The organism is Emticicia sp. (assembly GCF_049241225.1).
Classification (GTDB): domain Bacteria; phylum Bacteroidota; class Bacteroidia; order Cytophagales; family Spirosomataceae; genus Emticicia.
Genome location: NZ_JBMLRC010000037.1, coordinates 1 through 20,925, shown reverse-complemented (window position 1 = coordinate 20,925; position 20,925 = coordinate 1). Strand labels below are relative to the sequence as shown.

The 20,925-nt window shown below is 38.0% G+C and carries 18 protein-coding genes; 8 read left to right on the top strand and 10 right to left on the bottom strand.

Translation table 11 applies throughout. The annotated features are described in order from the left end of the window. Positions 1-19: 19 nt before the first annotated feature. The gene (locus ACOVO2_RS02230; protein ID WP_421768406.1) at positions 20-604 is read right to left on the bottom strand and encodes a hypothetical protein; all 585 of its coding nucleotides are present in this window, start codon (positions 602-604) and stop codon (positions 20-22) included. 8 nt (positions 605-612) lie between these two features. Further along, on the bottom strand, positions 613-1,209 hold the full coding sequence (locus tag ACOVO2_RS02225) for a DUF502 domain-containing protein (RefSeq protein ID WP_421768405.1): 597 nt from the start codon (positions 1,207-1,209) through the stop codon (positions 613-615). Positions 1,210-1,307: 98 nt separating this feature from the next. Here ACOVO2_RS02225 and ACOVO2_RS02220 point away from each other — a divergent pair, with 98 nt between their 5' ends. The 3 genes from ACOVO2_RS02220 (at position 1,308) to ACOVO2_RS02210 (ending at position 6,709) form a co-directional block, all read left to right on the top strand. Beyond that, on the top strand, positions 1,308-4,109 hold the full coding sequence (locus ACOVO2_RS02220; RefSeq protein WP_421768404.1) for a M16 family metallopeptidase: 2,802 nt from the start codon (positions 1,308-1,310) through the stop codon (positions 4,107-4,109). 221 nt (positions 4,110-4,330) lie between these two features. After that, entirely contained in the window at positions 4,331-5,623 is a 1,293-nt protein-coding gene (locus ACOVO2_RS02215; RefSeq protein ID WP_421768403.1) for a hypothetical protein, read from the top strand. Between the two features lie 24 nt (positions 5,624-5,647). Further along, positions 5,648-6,709, top strand: coding sequence for a M43 family zinc metalloprotease (locus ACOVO2_RS02210; protein ID WP_421768402.1), 1,062 nt, complete (start codon positions 5,648-5,650; stop codon positions 6,707-6,709). Positions 6,710-6,771: 62 nt separating this feature from the next. Here the strand turns inward: ACOVO2_RS02210 and ACOVO2_RS02205 are convergent, their stop codons facing one another. Further along, a complete protein-coding gene (locus ACOVO2_RS02205) occupies positions 6,772-8,682 on the bottom strand; it encodes an ABC-F family ATP-binding cassette domain-containing protein (protein ID WP_421768401.1) in 1,911 nt (636 codons plus the stop codon). 116 nt (positions 8,683-8,798) lie between these two features. Then, positions 8,799-9,680: a carbon-nitrogen hydrolase gene (locus tag ACOVO2_RS02200; protein WP_421768400.1), complete on the bottom strand. Its 882-nt coding sequence runs from the start codon at positions 9,678-9,680 to the stop codon at positions 8,799-8,801. A 239-nt stretch (positions 9,681-9,919) separates the two neighbouring features. On the opposite strand from ACOVO2_RS02200, the gene ACOVO2_RS02195 reads away from it, so the two are divergent. After that, a complete protein-coding gene (locus tag ACOVO2_RS02195; RefSeq protein ID WP_421768399.1) occupies positions 9,920-11,251 on the top strand; it encodes a DEAD/DEAH box helicase in 1,332 nt (443 codons plus the stop codon). 45 nt (positions 11,252-11,296) lie between these two features. Further along, positions 11,297-11,980: a hypothetical protein gene (locus ACOVO2_RS02190; RefSeq protein ID WP_421768398.1), complete on the top strand. Its 684-nt coding sequence runs from the start codon at positions 11,297-11,299 to the stop codon at positions 11,978-11,980. A gap of 63 nt (positions 11,981-12,043) precedes the next feature. Here ACOVO2_RS02190 and ACOVO2_RS02185 read toward each other — a convergent pair whose 3' ends face one another. The 5 genes from ACOVO2_RS02185 to ACOVO2_RS02165 form a co-directional block, all read right to left on the bottom strand. Then, positions 12,044-13,234 carry a DUF4105 domain-containing protein gene (locus tag ACOVO2_RS02185; protein ID WP_421768397.1) on the bottom strand — a complete coding sequence of 397 codons (1,191 nt, stop codon included), beginning with the start codon at positions 13,232-13,234 and terminating at the stop codon, positions 12,044-12,046. A 261-nt stretch (positions 13,235-13,495) separates the two neighbouring features. Further along, on the bottom strand, positions 13,496-14,503 hold the full coding sequence (locus tag ACOVO2_RS02180) for a LiaI-LiaF-like domain-containing protein (RefSeq protein ID WP_421768396.1): 1,008 nt from the start codon (positions 14,501-14,503) through the stop codon (positions 13,496-13,498). Between the two features lie 92 nt (positions 14,504-14,595). After that, entirely contained in the window at positions 14,596-15,084 is a 489-nt protein-coding gene (locus tag ACOVO2_RS02175; RefSeq protein ID WP_421768395.1) for a PspC domain-containing protein, read from the bottom strand. An 89-nt stretch (positions 15,085-15,173) separates the two neighbouring features. Further along, a complete protein-coding gene (locus tag ACOVO2_RS02170) occupies positions 15,174-15,395 on the bottom strand; it encodes a PspC domain-containing protein (protein WP_421768394.1) in 222 nt (73 codons plus the stop codon). Between the two features lie 300 nt (positions 15,396-15,695). Continuing rightward, complete coding sequence (locus tag ACOVO2_RS02165; protein ID WP_421768393.1) at positions 15,696-16,298, bottom strand: N-(5'-phosphoribosyl)anthranilate isomerase; 603 nt, start codon at positions 16,296-16,298, stop codon at positions 15,696-15,698. Positions 16,299-16,492: 194 nt separating this feature from the next. On the opposite strand from ACOVO2_RS02165, the gene mnmA reads away from it, so the two are divergent. Together mnmA and ACOVO2_RS02155 are read left to right on the top strand one after the other, a co-directional pair. Beyond that, positions 16,493-17,629 carry a tRNA 2-thiouridine(34) synthase MnmA gene (mnmA, locus tag ACOVO2_RS02160; protein WP_421768392.1) on the top strand — a complete coding sequence of 379 codons (1,137 nt, stop codon included), beginning with the start codon at positions 16,493-16,495 and terminating at the stop codon, positions 17,627-17,629. Between the two features lie 139 nt (positions 17,630-17,768). Continuing rightward, positions 17,769-19,397 (top strand): S8 family serine peptidase, encoded by a 1,629-nt coding sequence (locus ACOVO2_RS02155; RefSeq protein WP_421768391.1) that lies wholly within the window; start codon positions 17,769-17,771, stop codon positions 19,395-19,397. A 52-nt stretch (positions 19,398-19,449) separates the two neighbouring features. Here the strand turns inward: ACOVO2_RS02155 and ACOVO2_RS02150 are convergent, their stop codons facing one another. Beyond that, on the bottom strand, positions 19,450-19,980 hold the full coding sequence (locus ACOVO2_RS02150; protein ID WP_421768390.1) for an NUDIX hydrolase: 531 nt from the start codon (positions 19,978-19,980) through the stop codon (positions 19,450-19,452). 66 nt (positions 19,981-20,046) lie between these two features. Between ACOVO2_RS02150 and ACOVO2_RS02145 the strand changes: the two genes are divergently transcribed. Beyond that, positions 20,047-20,925, top strand: a complete 879-nt coding sequence (locus ACOVO2_RS02145) for a DUF2911 domain-containing protein (RefSeq protein WP_421768389.1) — start codon at positions 20,047-20,049, stop codon at positions 20,923-20,925.

The window sequence follows — 20,925 nt, the reverse complement described above, 5'->3', positions numbered from 1 at the left end:
ATTTATGAATATAGGTTCCTCAAAATGACTTAAACACCCGAAGTCGGTAGTTTTCAGTAATTTTTCTACTTCGAAATTGGTTAGACACAACCGTAAAGAGCGGCTGTGCAGCCGTTAATGCCGCTGCAATGGGCCATTTATTGTTTTGCAGCGGAGAAACTCCCCACGCTGCCCACTCAAAAATTAAATAAGCAAAAGGCGAGAATGTTTGCCAGCCAAAGCCAATATTTCGTTTGGGTCTTTTGTAGATACGGGTTACCTCATTGAGTTTTATTTCTACATATTCGTAGCGATTAGTGGTTTCGTTGAGTGCCGTAACAACAAACGAGGAATCGGTAACACTATAAATCTCATCGGCAAAGACAAAATCATCTTTCGTACGACACATAAATACATCACCAATATAATATCTCTTCCGAGAGTTCGTTCTTAGGTTCTCTACAACCAGATAATTTTCTTTGTTGTAAAGTGCTTTAGCTCGATTTGGGTCTTTTTTATAGATGAGTTCTTCAACGCTTTCGGCTTGTCGATGATGAAAATCTTGGGCAAAAACTGCTGAGCAAACCATCAGAAAAAATAACAGTGTGAAGTATTTTTGTAGCATAATTATCATTATTCTTTTACAGATACACCACCCGAAACAATCAATTTCATCACTTCGGCACTTGGCATATCGAGCATTTGGATATTTTCTTTTGGTACAAGCATCAGTTCTCCCGAAAAAGCATAGCTATGCGGAAAATAGACTGCTACCATATTATTAACGCCCAAACTCGACAAATCATTTTGTGTAATGAAACCTATTTTATGCACACCTGCTTCTTTATTAATCAAAACAATGGCGGCTTGTGTAAATTTACGTTTGTCTCCTACGAAAGCAGAAATCAAATCTTTGAAAGCAAAATAAAAAATACGTACCAATGGCAGATGACTAATGGCATTTTCGATGAGGTTTTGAATGGTTTGAGGCAAAAGCACCGAAAAAGTAAAGCCAGTAATCATTGTACCCAAAATCACGATTAGCGAGCCAAGCCCGGGAATTATGAGGTCACGATTGGGGTCTTCAGTGGGGATTCTGATTCGAATAATGTTGTCTACAAAATCAAAAGCACCCAAAAGTATAAAAATCGTAAAACCTATTGGTGCAACAAATAGTAATCCCCTTACGAAGTAAGAAAGTAATCGACTCAGAATAGTTCTTTCGGGCATAAATCAATAATTTTAAATATATTAGCACGTTTTATATAAAATACAACATTTTCACACCGTTAAAAGTTTTTCCAAACACAAATCAAAACCATTATTTTATGAAAAAAATCATCCACCTTTTTCTCATTTTTGCTGTTTCTACGCAAATTTTTGCTCAAAAACTTACCATTCCAATCCCAAATAATCCTGCCGTAAAAGTCGGAACTTTGAAAAACGGTTTGAAATATTACATCCTGAAAAATGCCGAACCTAAAAACCGTATGGAATTACGCTTGGTAGTAAACGCAGGTTCGATTTTGGAGACTGACGCACAACAAGGCCTTGCTCACTTCTTAGAACACATGAATTTTAATGGCACTAAGAATTTCCCTAAAAATGAAGTAGTTAATTTTCTTCAAAAATCAGGAATGAAGTTCGGAGCCGACCTCAACGCCGCTACTGGTTTCGATGATACTGTATATCAGCTGCAAGTACCGACCGACTCTGCCAAATTATTCGAAAGAGCATTCCAGATTTTGGCCGATTGGTCGAATTATGCAACACTCGACACCGCCGAAATCAATAAAGAGCGTGGCATTATCTTAGAAGAAGAACGTTCGAGAGGAAAAAATGCACAATCTCGTATTCAACAGACTTTATTTCCGATTTTATTCAATAATTCACTTTATGCCAAACGTATTCCGATTGGTAAAACCGAGATAATAAAATCATTCCCACCAGAGGAAATCGTAAAGTTTTACAAAGATTGGTACCGTCCAGATTTGATGGCCGTAGTTGCCGTTGGAGATTTTGATGTTGCTCAGGTAGAAAATCTAATCAAAGAAAAGTTTACTGACATCAAATCGCCTAAAAATGCTCCTAAACGAGTAAAATACGAAATTCCACCATCGGCAGGAACTCAAACCCACGTGGTGCTTGACAAAGAACTTCCGCAATCAACCTTCCAAATGTTTAATCGTTTGCCGCGTGAAAAGACCGTAACGCAGGCCGATTACCGCACCGATATTGCTGAAAGTCTTTTCAATCAAATGATTAGCACACGCCTTCAAGAAGTTTCTAAAAAGCCAAACGCTCCTTTTGTGTTTGCTATCATGAGCTACAGTCCGTTTTTGGCTGGTTTAGATGTTTTTCAAACTGTTGTTTTACCAAAAAATGCCGACGGAATGGAGGTAGCAATCAAAGCAATTATTGACGAACAAGAGCGAATCAAACGTTTTGGATTTACGAAAGGCGAGCTTGAGCGTGCAAAAAAAGAATTTATGGTAGGCGTTGAAAAAAGTTTTAAAGAAAAAGATAAAACCAAATCGGCCGTATTTGTCAATGGATTAGTGCAAAATTATCTCCAAGGTACGGCCTACACCGATGCAAATTTCCGATATGAATTTGCACAAAAATACGTTGAAGGAATTACGCTCGAAGAAGTCAATGCTATTTCGGCCAAAGTTATCAAAGAAGAAAACCGCGTTGGTTTGATTGTTGGTTCAGAAAAAGACAAAGAAAAATTTCCGAACGAACAAAAGCTAAAAGAGCTAATCAATTATAAAAACCCTGACTTGAAACCTTACGAAGACGAGGCAGTTTTGACTCCTATTTTGGAGAAAATTCCCGAGGGAACAAAAGTGATAGCAGAAAAGAAAATCGATGAAGTCGGTGTAACCGAACTCACTTTTGCCAATGGTGCGAAAGTAGCATTGAAACCAACTAATTTCAAAAACGACCAAATTGTATTTTCGGGCAGCAGTAAAGGTGGAACTTCGCTCTACAACGACAACGACTATATGTCTGCCGAACTATCTTCAACGCTTGTTACACAAGGCGGTGTAAGTAAACTATCTGATACTCAGCTCGAAAAAGCTTTAGCTGGTAAGGTTGCTCAAGTTTATACCTACGTTGGCGAACTAACCGAAGGAGTCGGTGGAAATACAACACCGAAAGATTTGGAAACGGCACTTCAATTGATGTATGCCTACGTAACCCAACCTCGCCGTGATGATGAAGTGATTAAGAATTTTTTGAAAAATGAGAAAGAATTGATTAGTAACTCGCTGAAAACTCTTACCCCAGAAAAAGTTTTTGGAGATACTATCACTACGGTTCTTTACCAAAATCATTTACGCCGCCAACCAAACAAACCCGAAGATATTGATAAAGTGAATATCGACCGTGCATTTGAAATCTATAAAGAGCGTTTTGCTGATTTTAGCGATTTCACGTTTGTATTCGTAGGGAGCTTTGAAATTGAAAAAATAAAACCTTTACTCGAAAAATACATCGGTGGTTTACCTTCAATCAAGCGTCAGGAATCGTATAAAGATTTAGGAATCAGCAAGGTAAAAGGAAAAGTTGAGAAAAATGTTTACAAAGGCCTTGAAGAAAAAGCCAGTGTAAATTTACAATTCAATGGTGAGTTTGGCTACACAGAAGAAGAACTGGTCAATTTAGATGCTTTAGCCGAAATTTTGGATATAAAGTTAACCGAAAAACTTCGTGAAGAGGCTGGTGGAGTATATACACCAAGTATTCGTTCATCGTATCAAAAACTACCAAAATCAACTTACAATCTTACGATTTCATTTGGATGCTCTCCAGCAAACGCCGAAAAGTTAGTCAAAATCACACTCGATGAAATTGCTAAAATAAAGGCAAACGGCCCCGAGAAAGTTGACGTAGAGAAAGTTACGGCCGAAGAAAAGCGTGAGGTTGAATTACAAGTAAAAGAAAATGGTTTCTGGAATTCGTACTTGCTCGACCAGTACTACGATGGTGAGGACTTGAATTACATTAATCGTTATCAAAGCCAATTAATTGATAAAATCAGTATCGAAAGCGTGAAAAAAGCAGCTAATCAGTTTTGTGGTGAAAACTTCGCAAAATTTGTGCTTTTACCTGAGAAAAAATAATAATTCAATGCCTCCAGAAAGAGCCGCTTCGATTTCGAAGTGGCTCTTTTTTTATATAAATACATCATTTTGCATTCTACTTTTGACCGCTCAGTAAATTATCTTACCGTTTAGTAGATATTAAAACCTGTTTTTTGATTCGCTCAAAATATCCCTCTACTTTTATTTCAGTAATTAAATTTTCTACAATCAATTACTCCTATATTTAAATAAATAATACCATGAAAAAAATTATCCTTTCCTGCATTTCACTTGCCTTAAGTGCAAACGTATTTGCCCAAAGCACACTCATCACTCCTGGTAATCAAGAAAATAAAAACTCAGGACCAGACTTAATCCTAACAAGCAATGGTATTCCAGAATTGAGAGGACAACGATCGGGAGGAACAATTGCAGCTCCAACATCTACGCTTTTGGGCTCTAATTTATTACAAATAAATGGTTACGGTCATAACGGCACTTCCTTCGTGCAAAGTAGTCAACTTCGTTTTATTACAACAGAAAACTGGTCTGCAACCGCACGTGGCACAGATATCACTTTTTCTACTACAAAACTTGGTACGACTCTAGTATCTGAAAAAATGAGAATTACCGGTGATGGAAATGTAGGTATAGGCACAACATCTCCGTTAACTACCCTCAACGTGGCTGGTGGCAACTGGGATTTAGCGACTAGCAACGGAGACTTTGCTATCGGTAACAGTACTTACAAATTAAAATTTGGTATTGCCACTGGTGGTGGCGGAGCTGGTGATGCCCGAATTTATACAACTGGTGGGACACACCGCACAATTTTTGGTAGTAATGCCACCGATATCATGACGGTTTCAGAGACAGGAGTCGGAATTGGCACCATTACACCATCCACAGGTTTACAGGTAGCAGGTACATCCAGTAATCAGACAGAGATAAACATTAATGCACCCAATTCAGCAATTTCAACATTATCATTTTCAAGAGCAGGAGGTTCTTTAGCGGCCCCAACCGCGACACCAAATGCTTATAATTTAGGCTGGATAAATTTCAATGGTTATAATGGAACCTCTTTTCAAACTTCATCAGCCATTAGAAGTTTAACCACTGAACTCTGGAATTCGGCAGGAAGAGGGTCATACCTTAGTTTTCACACCACAAACGCTGGTTCTACATCAATGAGTGAAAGACTTAGAATCGATGATAACGGCAATGTCGGTATTGGCACCACTACTCCCGATAACAAATTAGATGTTTTGGGAATCATCAGGGCAAACGAGGTAATTGTAGAGACTGGATGGGCTGATTATGTATTTCAAAAAGACTACAAACTCAAACCTTTGAGCGAGGTTGAAGCATTTATTAAAGAAAATAAGCATCTTCCATCAGTACCGTCGGCAGCTAAGATTCAAGAGAAAGGGGCCCATGTGGCAGAATTAATGACCAAAATGATGGAAAAAATAGAAGAATTAACTCTTTATTCTATCGACCAAAAGAAGGAGATCGATGAGCTGAAAAGACGTTTGGACGAAAAGAAATAATTGTACACTTAAACATGATTTACAATGAAATATATTAAAATGTTTCTTTGCCTTTTCATAGTTTTCAGCTTGAATAGTGCAAATGCTCAGACACTGAATTGTGATACGCCTACCTCACCTGATATCCTGAAAAGCGTAAAAATAGATTCGGTTCGTAAAATTGCGGGTTATGCCACTGCCAAAACTGTAAGGGTAGTTTTCCATATTCTTAGAGATGATAATGGAAGCAATGCTGCCGCCACTGAGGCTTATCTCGAAGCCGAATTAGTTAAGATCCGAAATGAATATCAACCTTGGGATATATGTTTTGCACTATTGGGCTTTAATTATATCAATAATACAACGCTCAACAACTCCATGAATTCGAATAATTCAGCACATACAGCAGCATTATTTCCTAACGATTGGGCAAATGCCTTAAATATCTATTGTCATAAAGAATTGAGTAATAATAATGGTACAGGTCTCATTGGTACAGCTTATGCAATTCCAAGCACCCACCTCTCGATTGATATTCCAGAAAATTTTAATGGTGTGTTATCGCATGAAATTGGGCATTGTTTGGGCTTGTATCATACTTTTGAAACGGCCTTTGGTGATGAGTTGGTCAATGGGTCAAACTGTTCGACGGCCGGTGATAGAGTTTGTGATACCCCAGCAGACCCAAACGGAACTTTCAACAACACAACCTGTGTCTATACAGGTACTACGAGAGATGCAAATAATCAGCTTTATACACCAATGGTGAATAATATAATGAGTTATTATTTCAATTGTATGACAATATTTACGGCAGGACAAAGAACTAGGATTTATGATACAATTGCCTCAAATTCAACTATTTCAAATATGACGATGCAAACAAATACAGTCAATATTTCAAATCAAAATTATACTTCTGGAAATTGGTGGGGAACCGCTCGAAATAATCTGAATGTTGGAAATATCGGAGGAGCAGGCAATGTAACCGCCACATCATCGGCAAATGTATATTATACAAGTCAAACCATTAGTCTGAAGCCAGGTTTCAGGGCAGCTCCAACCAGTGGTAGAATTAGACTAATTTCTTACGGTTGCCAATTCTAATAATTCAAATCAAGCACAAAAAACAATAGCCCATACAAGTTGTTTTTTGTGCTTGACTCAGTTTATCCTTCCATTTCCAACATTTTGGCTTCCCACAAATCGTTGGCTTTCTTTAATTCTACTTTTACTACCTCATAGTCAGCATTGAGTTTTTGTAGTGCATGGTTATCAGAATAATTGCTTGGGTCGGCAAGTTTCCCTTCTATCGTTGCCAACTGATGCTCTAAATCCGTAATTTTTGCTTCAACTTCAGAAATTTCTCTTTCGAGTTTCTTTATCTGATTTGCATTGGCAACAGGTTTATTTGAAACGGTTTCTACTTTCTTCGTAGGTTGAGAAGTACTAACTGTGGACTGTGAACTGTGGACTGTGGACTTCCGATTTTCTTCGTACCATTCTTCCCATTCATCGTACGTTCCTGGGTATTCTTTGATTTCGTAATCTTCGATGTACCAAATTTTATTGGCCACTTGGCTCACAAAGTGACGGTCGTGGGAAACCACGACGTAAGTGCCTTCGTATTGTTCGAGAGCCTGGATCAAGATATTGACCGACTGCATATCTAAGTGGTTGGTAGGCTCATCGAGTAGCAAGAAATTAGCTTCCGAAATCAGTACTTTTGCCAACGCCACACGAGATTTTTCACCTCCCGAAAGCACTTTAATTTTCTTGAAAACATCATCTCCATTGAATAAGAAACACCCCAAAACCGAACGTAACTCAGTTTCAGATTTACCACCATCGGCATATTTCAGTTCTTCCAAAAGGGTTTCTTCTAAGTGCAAAGACTCCATTTGGTGTTGGGCAAAAAACGAGAAATTTACATTATGTCCCAACTTTCTTTCTCCAACTACATTTTCATCTCCAGCAATAATTCTCAGCAAAGTCGATTTTCCTTTACCATTGGCCCCTATTAGTGCAATTTTATCGCCTCTTTCAATAGTAGCTGTGGTATTTTTCAAAATTACTTTTTCGCCATAAGCTTTGCTCACATCTTCGAGAGAAAATACATTTCTACCAGGATTTACACCAAACTTAAATTTAAAGTGCACACGGGCAGTTGCATCAATCACATCGTCAATTATCTCAAGGCGATTAAGTGCTTTCACCCTCGACTGTACCTGACGAGCTTTGGTTGCTTTGGCCTTAAAACGCTCAATAAAACGCTCCGTTTGACGAATCTGGGCTTGTTGATTTTCATAAGCCCCTTTTTGAATCTCATTCCGAAGTGCTTTTTCTTCAATATAAAACGAGTAATTCCCCGGGTAAGAAACCAGTTTTGCACCAGTAACTTCAACCGTAGTATTACAAACATTATCCAAAAACTCTCTATCGTGCGAAACAACCACAACGGCATTTTCGTAATTCAAGATATATTTTTCAACCCACTGAATCGAAGGTAAATCCAAGTGGTTGGTAGGCTCATCGAGTAGTAATAACGCTGGTTTTTGCAAAAGTAACTTAGCTAACATTACACGCATTCGCCAACCTCCCGAAAACTCTTTCAAAGGTTTTGATAATTCTTCGGTTTTAAAACCCAAACCTTCTAAAATCTCCTCAGCTTTCGATTGAATTGTGTAGCCACCCAAATGGTCGAATTCTTCCTGTAATCGCCCGAGTTTATCTACCAATTCATCTTTATAATCTACCTCCATCTCGTGTAGCACCTTATCTATCTCGGTTTGGAGATAATTCTCTCGCTCGAACGCCTGCATAGCAACCGCCAAAATCGAATCTTGGGTTTGATACGAAAGTAAATCTTGATTCAAGAACCCAATCGAACAGTCTCCTGCCTTTGAGATACTTCCTGCATCGGGTTGGTACTCTCCTACTATCAAACGCAGAAGCGTTGATTTCCCCATTCCGTTCAAACCGATTAGACCAATTTTATCTTTTGGTTTTATTTGCAAATTCGCACCGTCAAATATCGGTCTTCCACCAAAATAAAACGATAAATTACTGATTGTAAGCACTTTGTATGATTAATTGTTAATTATAAATTTGATTGTAACACAATGGCTTCGGCTATCCGATTTCTAAATTGTGCTATTTTACCATAAATACACAATTTAGAAAATTGTGCTACTGTTTAATCAATAAATCTCTTCAAAATCGGGCCGTAGCTATCAACTCTTCTATCACGCAAGTAAGGCCAAGTTGTACGATATTTTTCGGTTAAGTCTAAATCTATTTCTTGTACATGTACTTCTTCTTTGTCGTGCGAAGCCAAATACAATAAACTCCCGAATGGGTTTGCCACAAAACTTCCACCCCAAAATTGTTGGTCAGCTTCACGCCCTACTCTATTGACCGAAACTACGTGCAAACCATTTGCCACGGCATGACTGCGTTGAATCGTCTGCCAAGCATTGTACTGCTCGGTATTCATATTTGGGTCTGGTTCGTTGGTGTCCCAACCAATGGCTGTTGGATAAAACAATATTTCTGCCCCCATCAAAGAAGTTATGCGTGCCGCTTCGGGGTACCATTGGTCCCAACAAATCAGTACGCCCAATTTCCCGTATTTTGTTTCAAAAATTTTATATCCTAAATCTTCAGCCGAGGCATCGCCTGGCGTAAAATAAAATTTCTCGTAGTAACCTGGGTCATCGGGGATGTGCATTTTTCGGTATTTCCCCAAGTATTTTCCATCAGCATCGAGCACTGCGGTAGTATTATGATAAAGTCCTGCGGCACGTTTTTCAAACAATGAAGCTATGATTACTACATTACATTCTTTGGCAACGGTCGATAATAAATCAGTTGTTGGACCCGGAATGGCTTCTGCCAAATTAAAATTAGCGTGGTCTTCTACATCACAAAAGTAAAGTGAGGTAAACAACTCTTGTAAACAAACTATGTTGGCTCCTTTGGCAGCCGCTTCTCTGATTCCTTTGATTGCTTTTTGGGTATTTTCGGCCACATCAGCCGAGCAAGACATCTGAACTAATCCGATATTTACTTTACGCATATTTCTCAATTTTTTCGCAAAGATACTTCGTTTAATGTAGAATGAAGAATGTAGCATGTAGAATTATTGATTTTCAATAAAATAAGTACAAATTCGAAAAGATTATATACTCAGAAAAAAACTGTACCTTTGTAAAACTTATTTTATAATAAAATTTACAAGACTTTAGATTAACTCAGTTGTTTTGAAAAACTACTACTCTAAATTCTACATTTTTAATTGTGCATTCGCACCAATCTATGTCATTTGAATCATTAAATTTAATTGAGCCAATCAAGCTCGCACTTGCTGCCGAAGGTTACACCACTCCAACACCCATCCAACAACAAGCCATACCGATAGTTTTAGAAGGAAAAGATTTATTGGGCGTTGCCCAAACAGGTACAGGAAAAACAGCCGCTTTTTCAATTCCAATCATACAGAAACTTTATCAGAATAGAGATATAAACCGCAAAGGTCGCCGAAAAATAAAAGCACTGATTGTGACTCCAACGCGTGAGTTAGCCATTCAAATTGGTGAAAGCATAGCTGCTTATGGTGCAAATACCGACCTCCGCCACACGGTAATTTTTGGTGGCGTAAAGCAAGGCCGCCAAACCGACGAACTGCACAATGGCGTAGATATTTTGGTAGCTACCCCTGGTCGTTTGCTCGATTTAATCACGCAGGGTTTTATAACGCTCAATGCCATCGAAATTTTTGTCTTGGACGAAGCCGACCGCATGCTCGATATGGGTTTTGTGCATGACGTAAAACGTTTGATTACGCTTTTGCCTAAGCAACGCCAATCGTTGTTTTTCTCGGCAACAATGCCTGACGAAATCGTAAAACTGGCCTCAACAATTTTGCATAATCCATCTTCGGTGAGCGTTACTCCTGTTTCGTCAACGGCGGACACGATTAATCAGTTTTTGTATTATGTCGATAAAAAAGACAAAAATGCGTTGCTTTTAGAAATTCTGAAAGACACAAAAATAGAAACTGCATTAGTTTTTACTCGTACAAAACATGGGGCAGATAAAGTTGTAAAAGTGTTATTGGCAAAAGGCATTAAAGCCGAAGCCATACACGGAAACAAAGCACAAAATGCTCGTCAAAGAGCTTTGACTAATTTCAAATCAAAAGAAACGAGAGTTTTGGTTGCGACTGATATTGCCGCACGTGGCATTGATGTTGATGATTTGGCTTATGTAATCAATTTTGAGATTCCGAATATTCCAGAAACATACGTTCACCGAATCGGACGAACGGGTCGTGCAGGAGCAAACGGAACCGCACTATCATTTTGTGAAGATGAAGAATTGACATACTTAAAAGATATTCAACGACTCATCGGTAAGAAAATCCCCGTGATTCACGAGCACCCGTATGCCATTCAACCAAATTATAGCGTGGGGCCACCGGTTGTTCAAAAACCACAAGGCCGAGGCGGTGCAAGACCCAGCAATGCTTCACAAAAACCAAACGCCAATACCAGAACAGCACCAAAACCTAATAATACTGGTAATACAGCACAAGGCGGAGGCAAACCAAAAAAGAAATGGTACGGAAACGGTGGCAGAAAAGCATAATTTTTCTAAATTTACAAGCGTAACCTCAATCTTTGATTACGTCCTATGAAAAATTTTATACTGCCTGTTGCTTTAATTGCTATACAGATTTCCTGTAAGACAGAAACCAAGCAAGAAACAGCCAAACCCGAAACACTCGAAAACACAATTTGGGTAAATGCCAAATATTTAGAAACGCTCGAACGAACCAAGTCACCGCTACAGGCAAAACCATTTGCTGATACTGTGATGATAAACTTCGATGCCAAAGCCGATACCGCAAGTATCGTTTGGAATTTTCACGAGGGTTCATCGTATTCGATAAAAAAAGGCGAGAAAATTCAGTTTTTTGATGCTTACGAAGTAAAGCCCAAACCAGAATTTGAAGCAACTCTTAGCAATGGTGTTTTAAAAATTGGGAATAGCCTGTTCAAAAAAGTTGATACGACTGGTTTTATAGAAAAGAAATATTGGATAGGAAAATATTCAACGCCCAACGGAGACATTGAGCTTAAATACGATGGTAAAATATCGGGGGTAGATTCGCTGGCAACTTATTATGTTTGGAGTGATTATGTCACAACGCAAACCGATATTGATTTGATAGATTTATACGCAAATTCCAACAAATCAACTACTTATGGTTATAAATTCTCAGGAAATGAGATTATTTTCTATGAGTTTATTTGGAGTGAAGAAGGTATTATCGGGAAAGCAGGGAAGGAAATTTTTAGATGGAAGAAAATATAATAGAAAAGGCTGTCCGAAAGACAGCCTTTTCTATTTCGGCGAAGTCGGAACTTCGCCTCACAATTAAAACGAACTCAATTTCTTTCTAATTCTCCACCAAACAAAGAAAGCTCGTAAACAAAGCATCAATACGACAGGAATTAGAGCGGTATTGATTTCTTGCGGAAAGAATTTCCAAGCGGCCAAGAAAAACACGAGTATAATTCCGTAGGCTAAGAAATGTTTAGAGAGCCATGCTCGATTGCTTTCTTTTTTTAGCAATAAAGCAATCGGAAATAAAAGTGGGTATGTCCAGATAATATTTAGGTTATTTTCGGTTACACCGTGGTCGGTAAAAAACCAAAGTAAGAAAATAAACCAGCCAAATATTCCGGCAATTGAAAAGAGAATTTTATCGAAAAGAAAACTCTTACTTTCTGTCTTAAACTGATAAGCTGTAAGGCCTAAAACGAGTAAAAACAAGGTCCAAAACAAAATATTGGGTGTAATTGATTCTTTTTCTTTATCCGCGACGGCCAGCATATCTCGGTTGATAAGTTGTTTTGAAAGTACCAAAGGTTGCCATTTTCCATCACGATTGATTTTAGCTGCATCGAAAGCATCCATCAAATTATCGGGCAAAAACATTGCTCCGTTTGCACCGGTAATTTCATCAGAAGGCTCACCGATAGCCAAATCCATTCCGAAATCTGCCCAAAGTTTTTCATTTTTACGAGCGTATAAATCTATCCACTGACGATACGAACTATCGGCGTGTAGCGTTTTGCTCAGCTGCAAACTATCTTTACAAACCCTACGCAATACATCACGCAGACGAGTGGAGCAGTTATCGTAGAAGAATTTGTAGGCATATTCACGATTTTGTGGTAAATAATTATTTTGCAAGAAATCGTAAACTCCTTGTTTTTGGGACTGCGAAAGATTCAAAACCTGCTCAATCACCGAGCGATTATCTTGACTCCAACCAGCCACATCATTCTCAAAATAATTTCCACTTATTTGATACGGAAGTGTGCCTCTTAGAAATTTAATATAAAAACCTTTTGTACGAAAATCAAAAGCTCCGTAGTTGAAAGTAAAATCAAGTCCTTGGCGTGGGTCACGAATACGAATGGCACTATGCCCAAAGGTAGAATACAACTCTGCTCCTGGCGAGACTGTCAGCAAACTAATTGTTGCATCAGTCGAGAGCATTTGAGCATTAGCAAACGAAGTAATTAAAGCAAAAACTACTAAGAAGAAGATTTTTTTCATGCAGAATAATGGTTTTCTGCAAATATAAACTAAGATTTGGTAGGATTAAAAGATTGACAGGATTTAACAAAATTAATCACCGTATTCCAAAAGTAATTTGGTGGCTTTAAAAACTCATTGCCGTCTGCTTTAGCTGACGGTACACGAAATAAAACCGAAATGGCTTTAGCCTAACTAAATGTTGGGCTAAAGCCATTTTGTTGATTTATCTTTTCATCCGTCAGCTAAAGCAGACGGCAATGAAATACGTTTTATCTATTTTCAGTAACGGTCAACTTTCAAAGAAGAAAGCCCACTATCGACATTCAAATATATTTTTTTAGTAGCTTTATCGAAACCTTTTGTTTGCCAAAGTCCACTTTTTATTTTCTCGAAATTATCAAAATCCTTGGCGTTTAATGCTCCATCCATTCTGATTTCGCAACCTACACTTTCTGGTACTTTGATTTTTACACTTGCCACTCCAGACTCAATATCTACATCAACTTTATCTTGCTTATCACCCAATTTAATATCAATTGAAGCAGCACCGGTTTCGATGTCAAGTTTTTTAACTTTATAATTCGTAAAATCAAAATCTAATTCACCAGCACCGATTCCCATATCGATATTCCAAACTGGAGCTGTACTCAATTTTAATAATACATCATTATCAAACTTTTTATCTTCATCAAAATTAATATTGAAATCTTTTCCTTTTTTGTCTTTCATCTCAAAGTTGATAGTTTTATTACCATCTTTGGTTTCTTCTTCTAAGGTATAACCATTCTTAAAACTCAATAATGTAGTAGCTTCAAAAAGGCGATTCGGCGATTCTTCTAAATCAAATTCGGCTGCTCCTCCACCGAGTTTTAAAGTAGCTTCTTTCACCTCAGGAGTCATTTCAACAGCAAAATATTGTTTGTTTCTATCGCCAACAGTTGTGTCAGAATTCGATGAATAATTGTCATCGTCATCATCAAAATCGTCAATGTCGATATTGATTCCATCGCTGATTTCATCCTTTACTTCACGTACACCATCATCCACACACGTAAAGATTCCGAGTGGAATTGCAAAGGCAATTAAGAGTGCCGAAGTGGCATTATAAATACTCTTTTTATGACTAAAAAATGCGGCAACACCGGCCAAAATAAGCATAAGCGGCCAAAATTGAGCAATTTTGCGGAATGACCAGTTCAACTCAAACCAATCGAGATTTGTACCGAGAAACAAGAAACCCAACACGATAAGTACTGCTCCCCAGAAGATATTACTTTTGCGTTCCATATTTTTATTTTGATTAAAAAATTGTGATTCTGAAATAAAAAACCCTGTAAGTTGTGAGTATTCTTACAGGATTTATATGTCTTTCTTACAAATTAGATTGAACTATCGTTGTTCGTAAAATTGGTAAAGTTGTCGTCTTTTTTATCTTTTACGATAAGCCAAACTCCAATTCCGACCAAAATTAATGGCCACATTTGTCCGATATAACGAAACAAATTAATGTGAAAAAATGTCTTGAACGAAAAGATAATACCCAAAATAATAAGTACTGCACCACCTACTAAATTGTTGTTTTGATTGTGACGGCTCATGAAGGTAAAGTTTGAGGTTTGAGAATTTATATCATTAGTTGAATTATATGCTTGTGAGTCTACAACTCCCGCAAAACCATAATCATACTTTACGGGTAATACAACCCACAAAATAAAATAGGCAAAAAATGCTGGTACAGGAGTAAAAAACAATAATACAAAAACTACTCGAATTAGAGTAACATCTATATTAAAATATTCTGCTAAACCTTGCGAAACTCCACCGAGCATCGCCTGACGGTTTTTAATTCTATACAATCGCTTTTCCATAGCTCCTAAATGTATTTGTTTTATTAGATTAGTTTTTCAAGGAAGTCTTCGCTTAAGGGGGACGCCCAGTCCGAAGACTTCCTTTGTGGTTAATTTACTGGTGTATAATTAACAGTTGTAATTTGAGATTCTTTGGTTGGCATCACAATCCAGAGAATTACGTAAGGGATAATTGCTGGTATTGGAGCAAAAAATGCTACTACGAACAATACACGTACGAGTGTTACATCGAGATTGAAATACTCAGCTAAACCAGCTGCTACACCACCAATCATTTTGTTTGTTTTGATTTTAAAAAGTCGCTTTTCCATTGTCTTATGTTACCCCTAACCCCTAAAGGGGGATTTTGTTTTAGTTGTTTGTTTCACTCCCCTTTAGGGGCGGGGGGTGTGATTGATGAAACAAAGATATAGGCTAAAGACGGTACTATGTAATACAAACTACATGAATGGAAAAAAATAATGTCAAAGGGATTTTTTTGATGAGGATTTTGGAAACTAAATAGAGGAATGGCAAAATTTGAAGGATGAAATGCAGCGTAAATGAACTTTGGGTAAGTTTTCACTCCAAAAGATAGTACTATCAAACTATCTTTTGGAGTATCGAAAGCATTAATCTTCTTCTAAAAGCTCCAAAATTTCGCTCAATTCGTCATAATCTTTATATCCAGGGCGAATTTCGTTGCTTCCTTTCAGTGCAATTCCTTTGATTTGCATCTCTTCGAGAAGTTCGCTTACATTTTCAGCTGTTATGCCAAAATCTAAAACTATTGGATAATTGAAAGCGTATTCTTTGAGTGTATAGCGAGCAAAATCTGAGAAGTCGCCCCCATCGACTAAAAAGAATTCTACGAATTGTGAATATCGTTCTAAATAATCTTCGAGATACGCACTCTCAAATTCGAGTTTTAAAATAATTGGTTTACCCAAATCAGCAATTTGGGGTAAAAGTCCAGCTTCCGAAATTTGAATGATATCTATCTCATAAGCTTCAACCAAAGCCTTCACTTCTTCATAATCTGAACTTTGGGTTTCGCCAACAATCAGCACACCCGCCACCCAAGATTTTATCTCTTTCATTTTTTCGGGTGAAGTATAATCAGCCGAAAATTTATCCATCACAAAACCAATCATTTCTACGCCCATACCCGCACAATAGCGTGCATCCGACAAATTGGTTATATTACTTACTTTTACGAGTGTTTTTAATGACATTACTTTTTTGATTTACGAAACTTTGGTCAGTAACTTCGACTCCGCTCAGTTACCGACCAAAGTTAAATTTTAATTCTTTGGCTCAAAATTACCTCAGAACTATTCATAATCAAATTCTGTTGAGTAATTTTGCATTATCAATTATACATTATCAATTAATAGACGGTTGGCTTTGAACCAACGCAGTAAACAAAATGAGCAAACACGGAAGAATTTTAGTCGCCATGAGTGGCGGCATCGACAGTTCGTTGGCGGCAGTAATGCTCCACGAAGAAGGCTACGAGGTAATTGGCATGACCATGAAAACATGGGATTATGCATCATCAGGCGGAAGTAAAAAAGAAACTGGCTGTTGTAGCCTCGACTCCATCAATGATGCACGAAACATTGCCGTCAATTTAGGTTTCCCACATTATATATTAGATATACGTGAAGAATTTGGCGATTACGTCATCGACCACTTCACTGGCGAATATTTGGAAGGACGCACACCAAACCCATGTGTGTTGTGTAATACGCACATCAAATGGGACTCATTGCTTCGTCGTGCGGATAAACTTGATTGCGAATTTATTGCCACTGGCCACTACGCCAATGTGCGTCAAGAAAACTCACGATACATCATCTCGAAAGGAATTGATACTTGGAAAGACCAAAGCTATGTACTTTGGGGAGTTTCGCAAGAAAGTTTGGCACGAACAAAATTGCCTTTGGGCTATTTGAAAAAATCAGAAATTCGAGAAATGGCTACTCAAAAAGAATTTTATGATTTAGTAAATAAGAAAGAATCGTACGAAATATGCTTCGTACCTGACAATGATTACCGAGGTTTCTTGAAACGCCGAGTTGAAGGCTTAGAGGAAAGAGTGAAAGGCGGAAATTTTGTTTTGGAAGATGGAAAAGTAGTAGGTAAGCACGAAGGGTACCCTTTTTATACAATTGGACAAAGAAAAGGTTTGGGAATTGCTCTCGGTACGCCCATGTTCGTAACCGAAATCAGAAAAGAAACTAACGAAGTGGTCTTGGGACATGAAAAATCATTGGATAAAGATGGCATGATGGTGGGCAAGCTCGTAATGCAAAAATACGCCGATTTGAATGGTATGAGTTTAGAAACAAATACCAAAATCAGATACAAACACGATGGCTCACCTGCAACAATTACGCAAGAAGGAGACAAAATGAAAGTAATTTTCCACGAACCTGTCAGCGGAATTGCCCCAGGCCAAGCAGCAGTTTTCTACGAAGGAGATGATGTTGTGGGGGGTGGTTGGATTATGAAATCTTTCAATCAAAATTCTGTTTTTGAACAAGCCCAATTAAATAATTAATTTTTGCAGTAGAATCCATCTCTCCATATTCATAAAATAAAAGGCTACTTATTTTCAAACATTTGAGTAGCCTTTTGCCTTTTTCATAAAAGATTTCGATTTTTATTTCGTTATTTACTGAAAACTATACCATTAGCTTATGAAACGTCTTATACTCAGTTTACTCATATTCGCCTCCTTCACAACTTTCGCACAAAATCAATACTTTGTTCTTTTTAAAGACAAAGCCAATTCGCCCTATTCAGTTTCTCGACCAAAAGAGTTTCTTTCTGACCGCTCAATTAAACGTCGTACGAATCAGAAAATAGCAATTACCGAGCGAGACCTCCCTCCCAACCCAAGTTATTTGGCCGAAATCACCAAAACTGGAGCGAAAGTTTTATACAAATCGCGTTGGATAAATGGTGCGTTGATTCAAACCGATGCTGCCACACTTACTAAAATTCTTAATCTTTCGTTTGTAAGAGGTTTAGAAGGAAAAGGTGATATTAGAAATACTCGTCTGAATGGCGAAAATCAAACTTCAAAAACAAAAGACAAATTCGGTAACGAAGGAGTTTTAGACAACGGACTTTCACAAACACAACTTGCCATGCTCGGAGCCGATAAAATGCACACAAAAGGCTATAGAGGCGAAGGAATGTTGATTGGGGTGTTGGATTCTGGTTTTTTGAACGCCAACAGATTAAGCTTTTTCAATGATTTATTCAATGATAAAAGAGTGGTAGGTACTTGGGATTTTGTGAATAATGAAGCCAATGTTTACAACGACCACAATCACGGCACCAATGTTTTATCTTGTATGGCGGCTTTTGAAAATGGTCGAATCGTTGGAACTGCCTACAAAGCGAGTTATTTATTATTAACCACCGAAGACGTTTTCTCAGAAACCAAACGAGAAGAAGCCAACTGGCTTTTTGGTGCCGAAATGGCCGATAGTGTGGGCGTTGATGTAATCAATACTTCCTTGGGATATACCGAATTTGATAATCCAGCACAGAATTATAAATATACAGATATGAACGGCGACCGTGCATTAGCCACTCGTGCAGCCGACTGGGCTGCTCAAGCAGGAATTTTAGTTGTAGCCTCAGCAGGAAATGAAGGAAGTGGGTCATGGAAATACATCGGTACACCCGCCGATGCCGATTCAATCATTGCGGTTGGTGCAGTTACAAGTACACAAAATATTGCTTCGTTTAGTTCGTTTGGGCCATCAGCTGATGGTCGAATAAAACCCGAACTTTCAGCACAAGGAGCAGGAACAATTATCGGAAGCACAAACGGTGCTATTGGCGGTGCAAACGGAACGTCATTTTCTTCGCCGCTTTTAGCAGGTTTTGCTGCCAGTTTTTGGCAAGCATTTCCGTCTTTAACCAATATGCAAATTAGAGAATATTTAATCCGTTCGGCAAGTCAATACACCAACCCTGACGATAGACTTGGCTTCGGAATACCAAATTTTGATAAAGCCTTTGAATTAGCCGAATTAGAATCTTTGATAAATGAATTGAAAAAATCGGGGCAAGAAGTAATTGTTTTCCCAAATCCAATCAACGATGGTACGAGTACCAAAGTTTGGGTCTTGAAAAACGATGCAGGAACAAACTTTGAATACTCAATTACTGATTTTACAGGAAAAACACTTTGGAATTTGACTACAAAAGAAAGTAAAATCACATTGCCAGTTTTAAATGATTTACCTGCAAATGTGATTTTGAAAGTAACTGCCGAAAATCTAAAATATTCGACTAAAATAGTCAGATAAATTCTTGTTAGCCAATAAGGTTGCGAAATTTCGTAACCTTATTGGCTTTATATCAAATTTTTCTCGCCATTCTCAGAATTGACTCCGAATCATTGTGTTCAGCTATTTTTTCGAGCGAAACCCAAGCCAAATCATTCGATTCTTCAGTTACAATTAATGGTTCGTTCATATCGGCTTCAATCAAAAAACGAACATCATAATGATAATGTGCCGGCACTCCTTTTCTCTCAGGAATCAAATGCACATCTACATCAAAGACCTTATTATCAACAACTTTTAAGTTTTTAAGGCCAGTTTCTTCGTTTGCCTCTTTCAGAGCAACATTCAAAACATCAGGGTCGCCATCGCAATGACCACCAGGCTGAAACCACTGGTTCAGTTTGCGATGGTGCATCATTAAAACGTGCGTTCGGGCATCATTGACAATCCAAGCCGAGCCTGTAACGTGGCCAATCAACAGCTCACGCTTGAAGCAATCTTCGTTTGATTTCACAAATTCGATTGTTTCATTTGTCATCTTTAATTCATTGCTATCGCTTGGAATATGGTTTTCGAGTAAATCAAGGAGTTTTTTTCGGTGCATACTTGGAGTTTTATACGTAGATTTGTACGAATTTAGTTCATCAAATCAACAAAATCGGTATATCCAATGAAAAAATTTGCTCTTTTAGCATTAAGCTGCTTATTATCAAGCACTTTAACTTTTGCACAAATTACCCCAGCACCAAGTCCGGGTGCATCAATCTCTCAAGTTGTTGGCGTTAGCAAAATCACAATCGACTATTCTCGCCCATCATTGAAAGGTCGTGAAATCTTCGGAAAACTTATTCCTTTCGACAAAGTATATCGCACTGGTGCCAATGCTGCTACCAAAATCGAAACTACTGGCGACATCACTGTTCAAGGTCAGGTTTTGAAAGCTGGAAAATATGCCATCATGTCGATTCCAAATCAAACAAATTGGACGATTATTTTCAGTAAAAAATTGGACGTAACCGAACAAAACTACTCAGCTTCTGACGATGTTTTACGTGTAACGGCTCGTCCGCAAGATGTATCTTCGGTTGAAACACTTACTTTCGACTTCTCTGATTTGAAAGATGATGCAGCAACATTGAGTTTCTCATGGGAAAAAACCAAAGTTTCTTTAACGATTGGTGTAGACAATGCAGCTTCTATCGAAAATGCAGTGAATCAGAAAAACATTGAAGCATCAAATACTTTTCAACAAGCAGCTGACTATATGTTGCAAAAAGGAATGGATTTAAACAAAGCTCTCGGTTTAGTTGATAAATCATTAGCTTTGCGTGAAAACTTCCGTAATAACTGGATTAAAGCTCAGATTCTTGATAAACTCGGTAAGTCGTCTGATGCACTTGGTTTTGCTTTGAAGGCTCAATCACTCGGTGCTGGCGATGGTTCATACCAATTCTTTAAAGATGGCATTGAAAAAGGTATCGGCGAAATCAAAGCTAAGATTCCTGCGGCTGCACCTGTAGTAGAAACTCCTAAGAAAAAGAAAAACTAA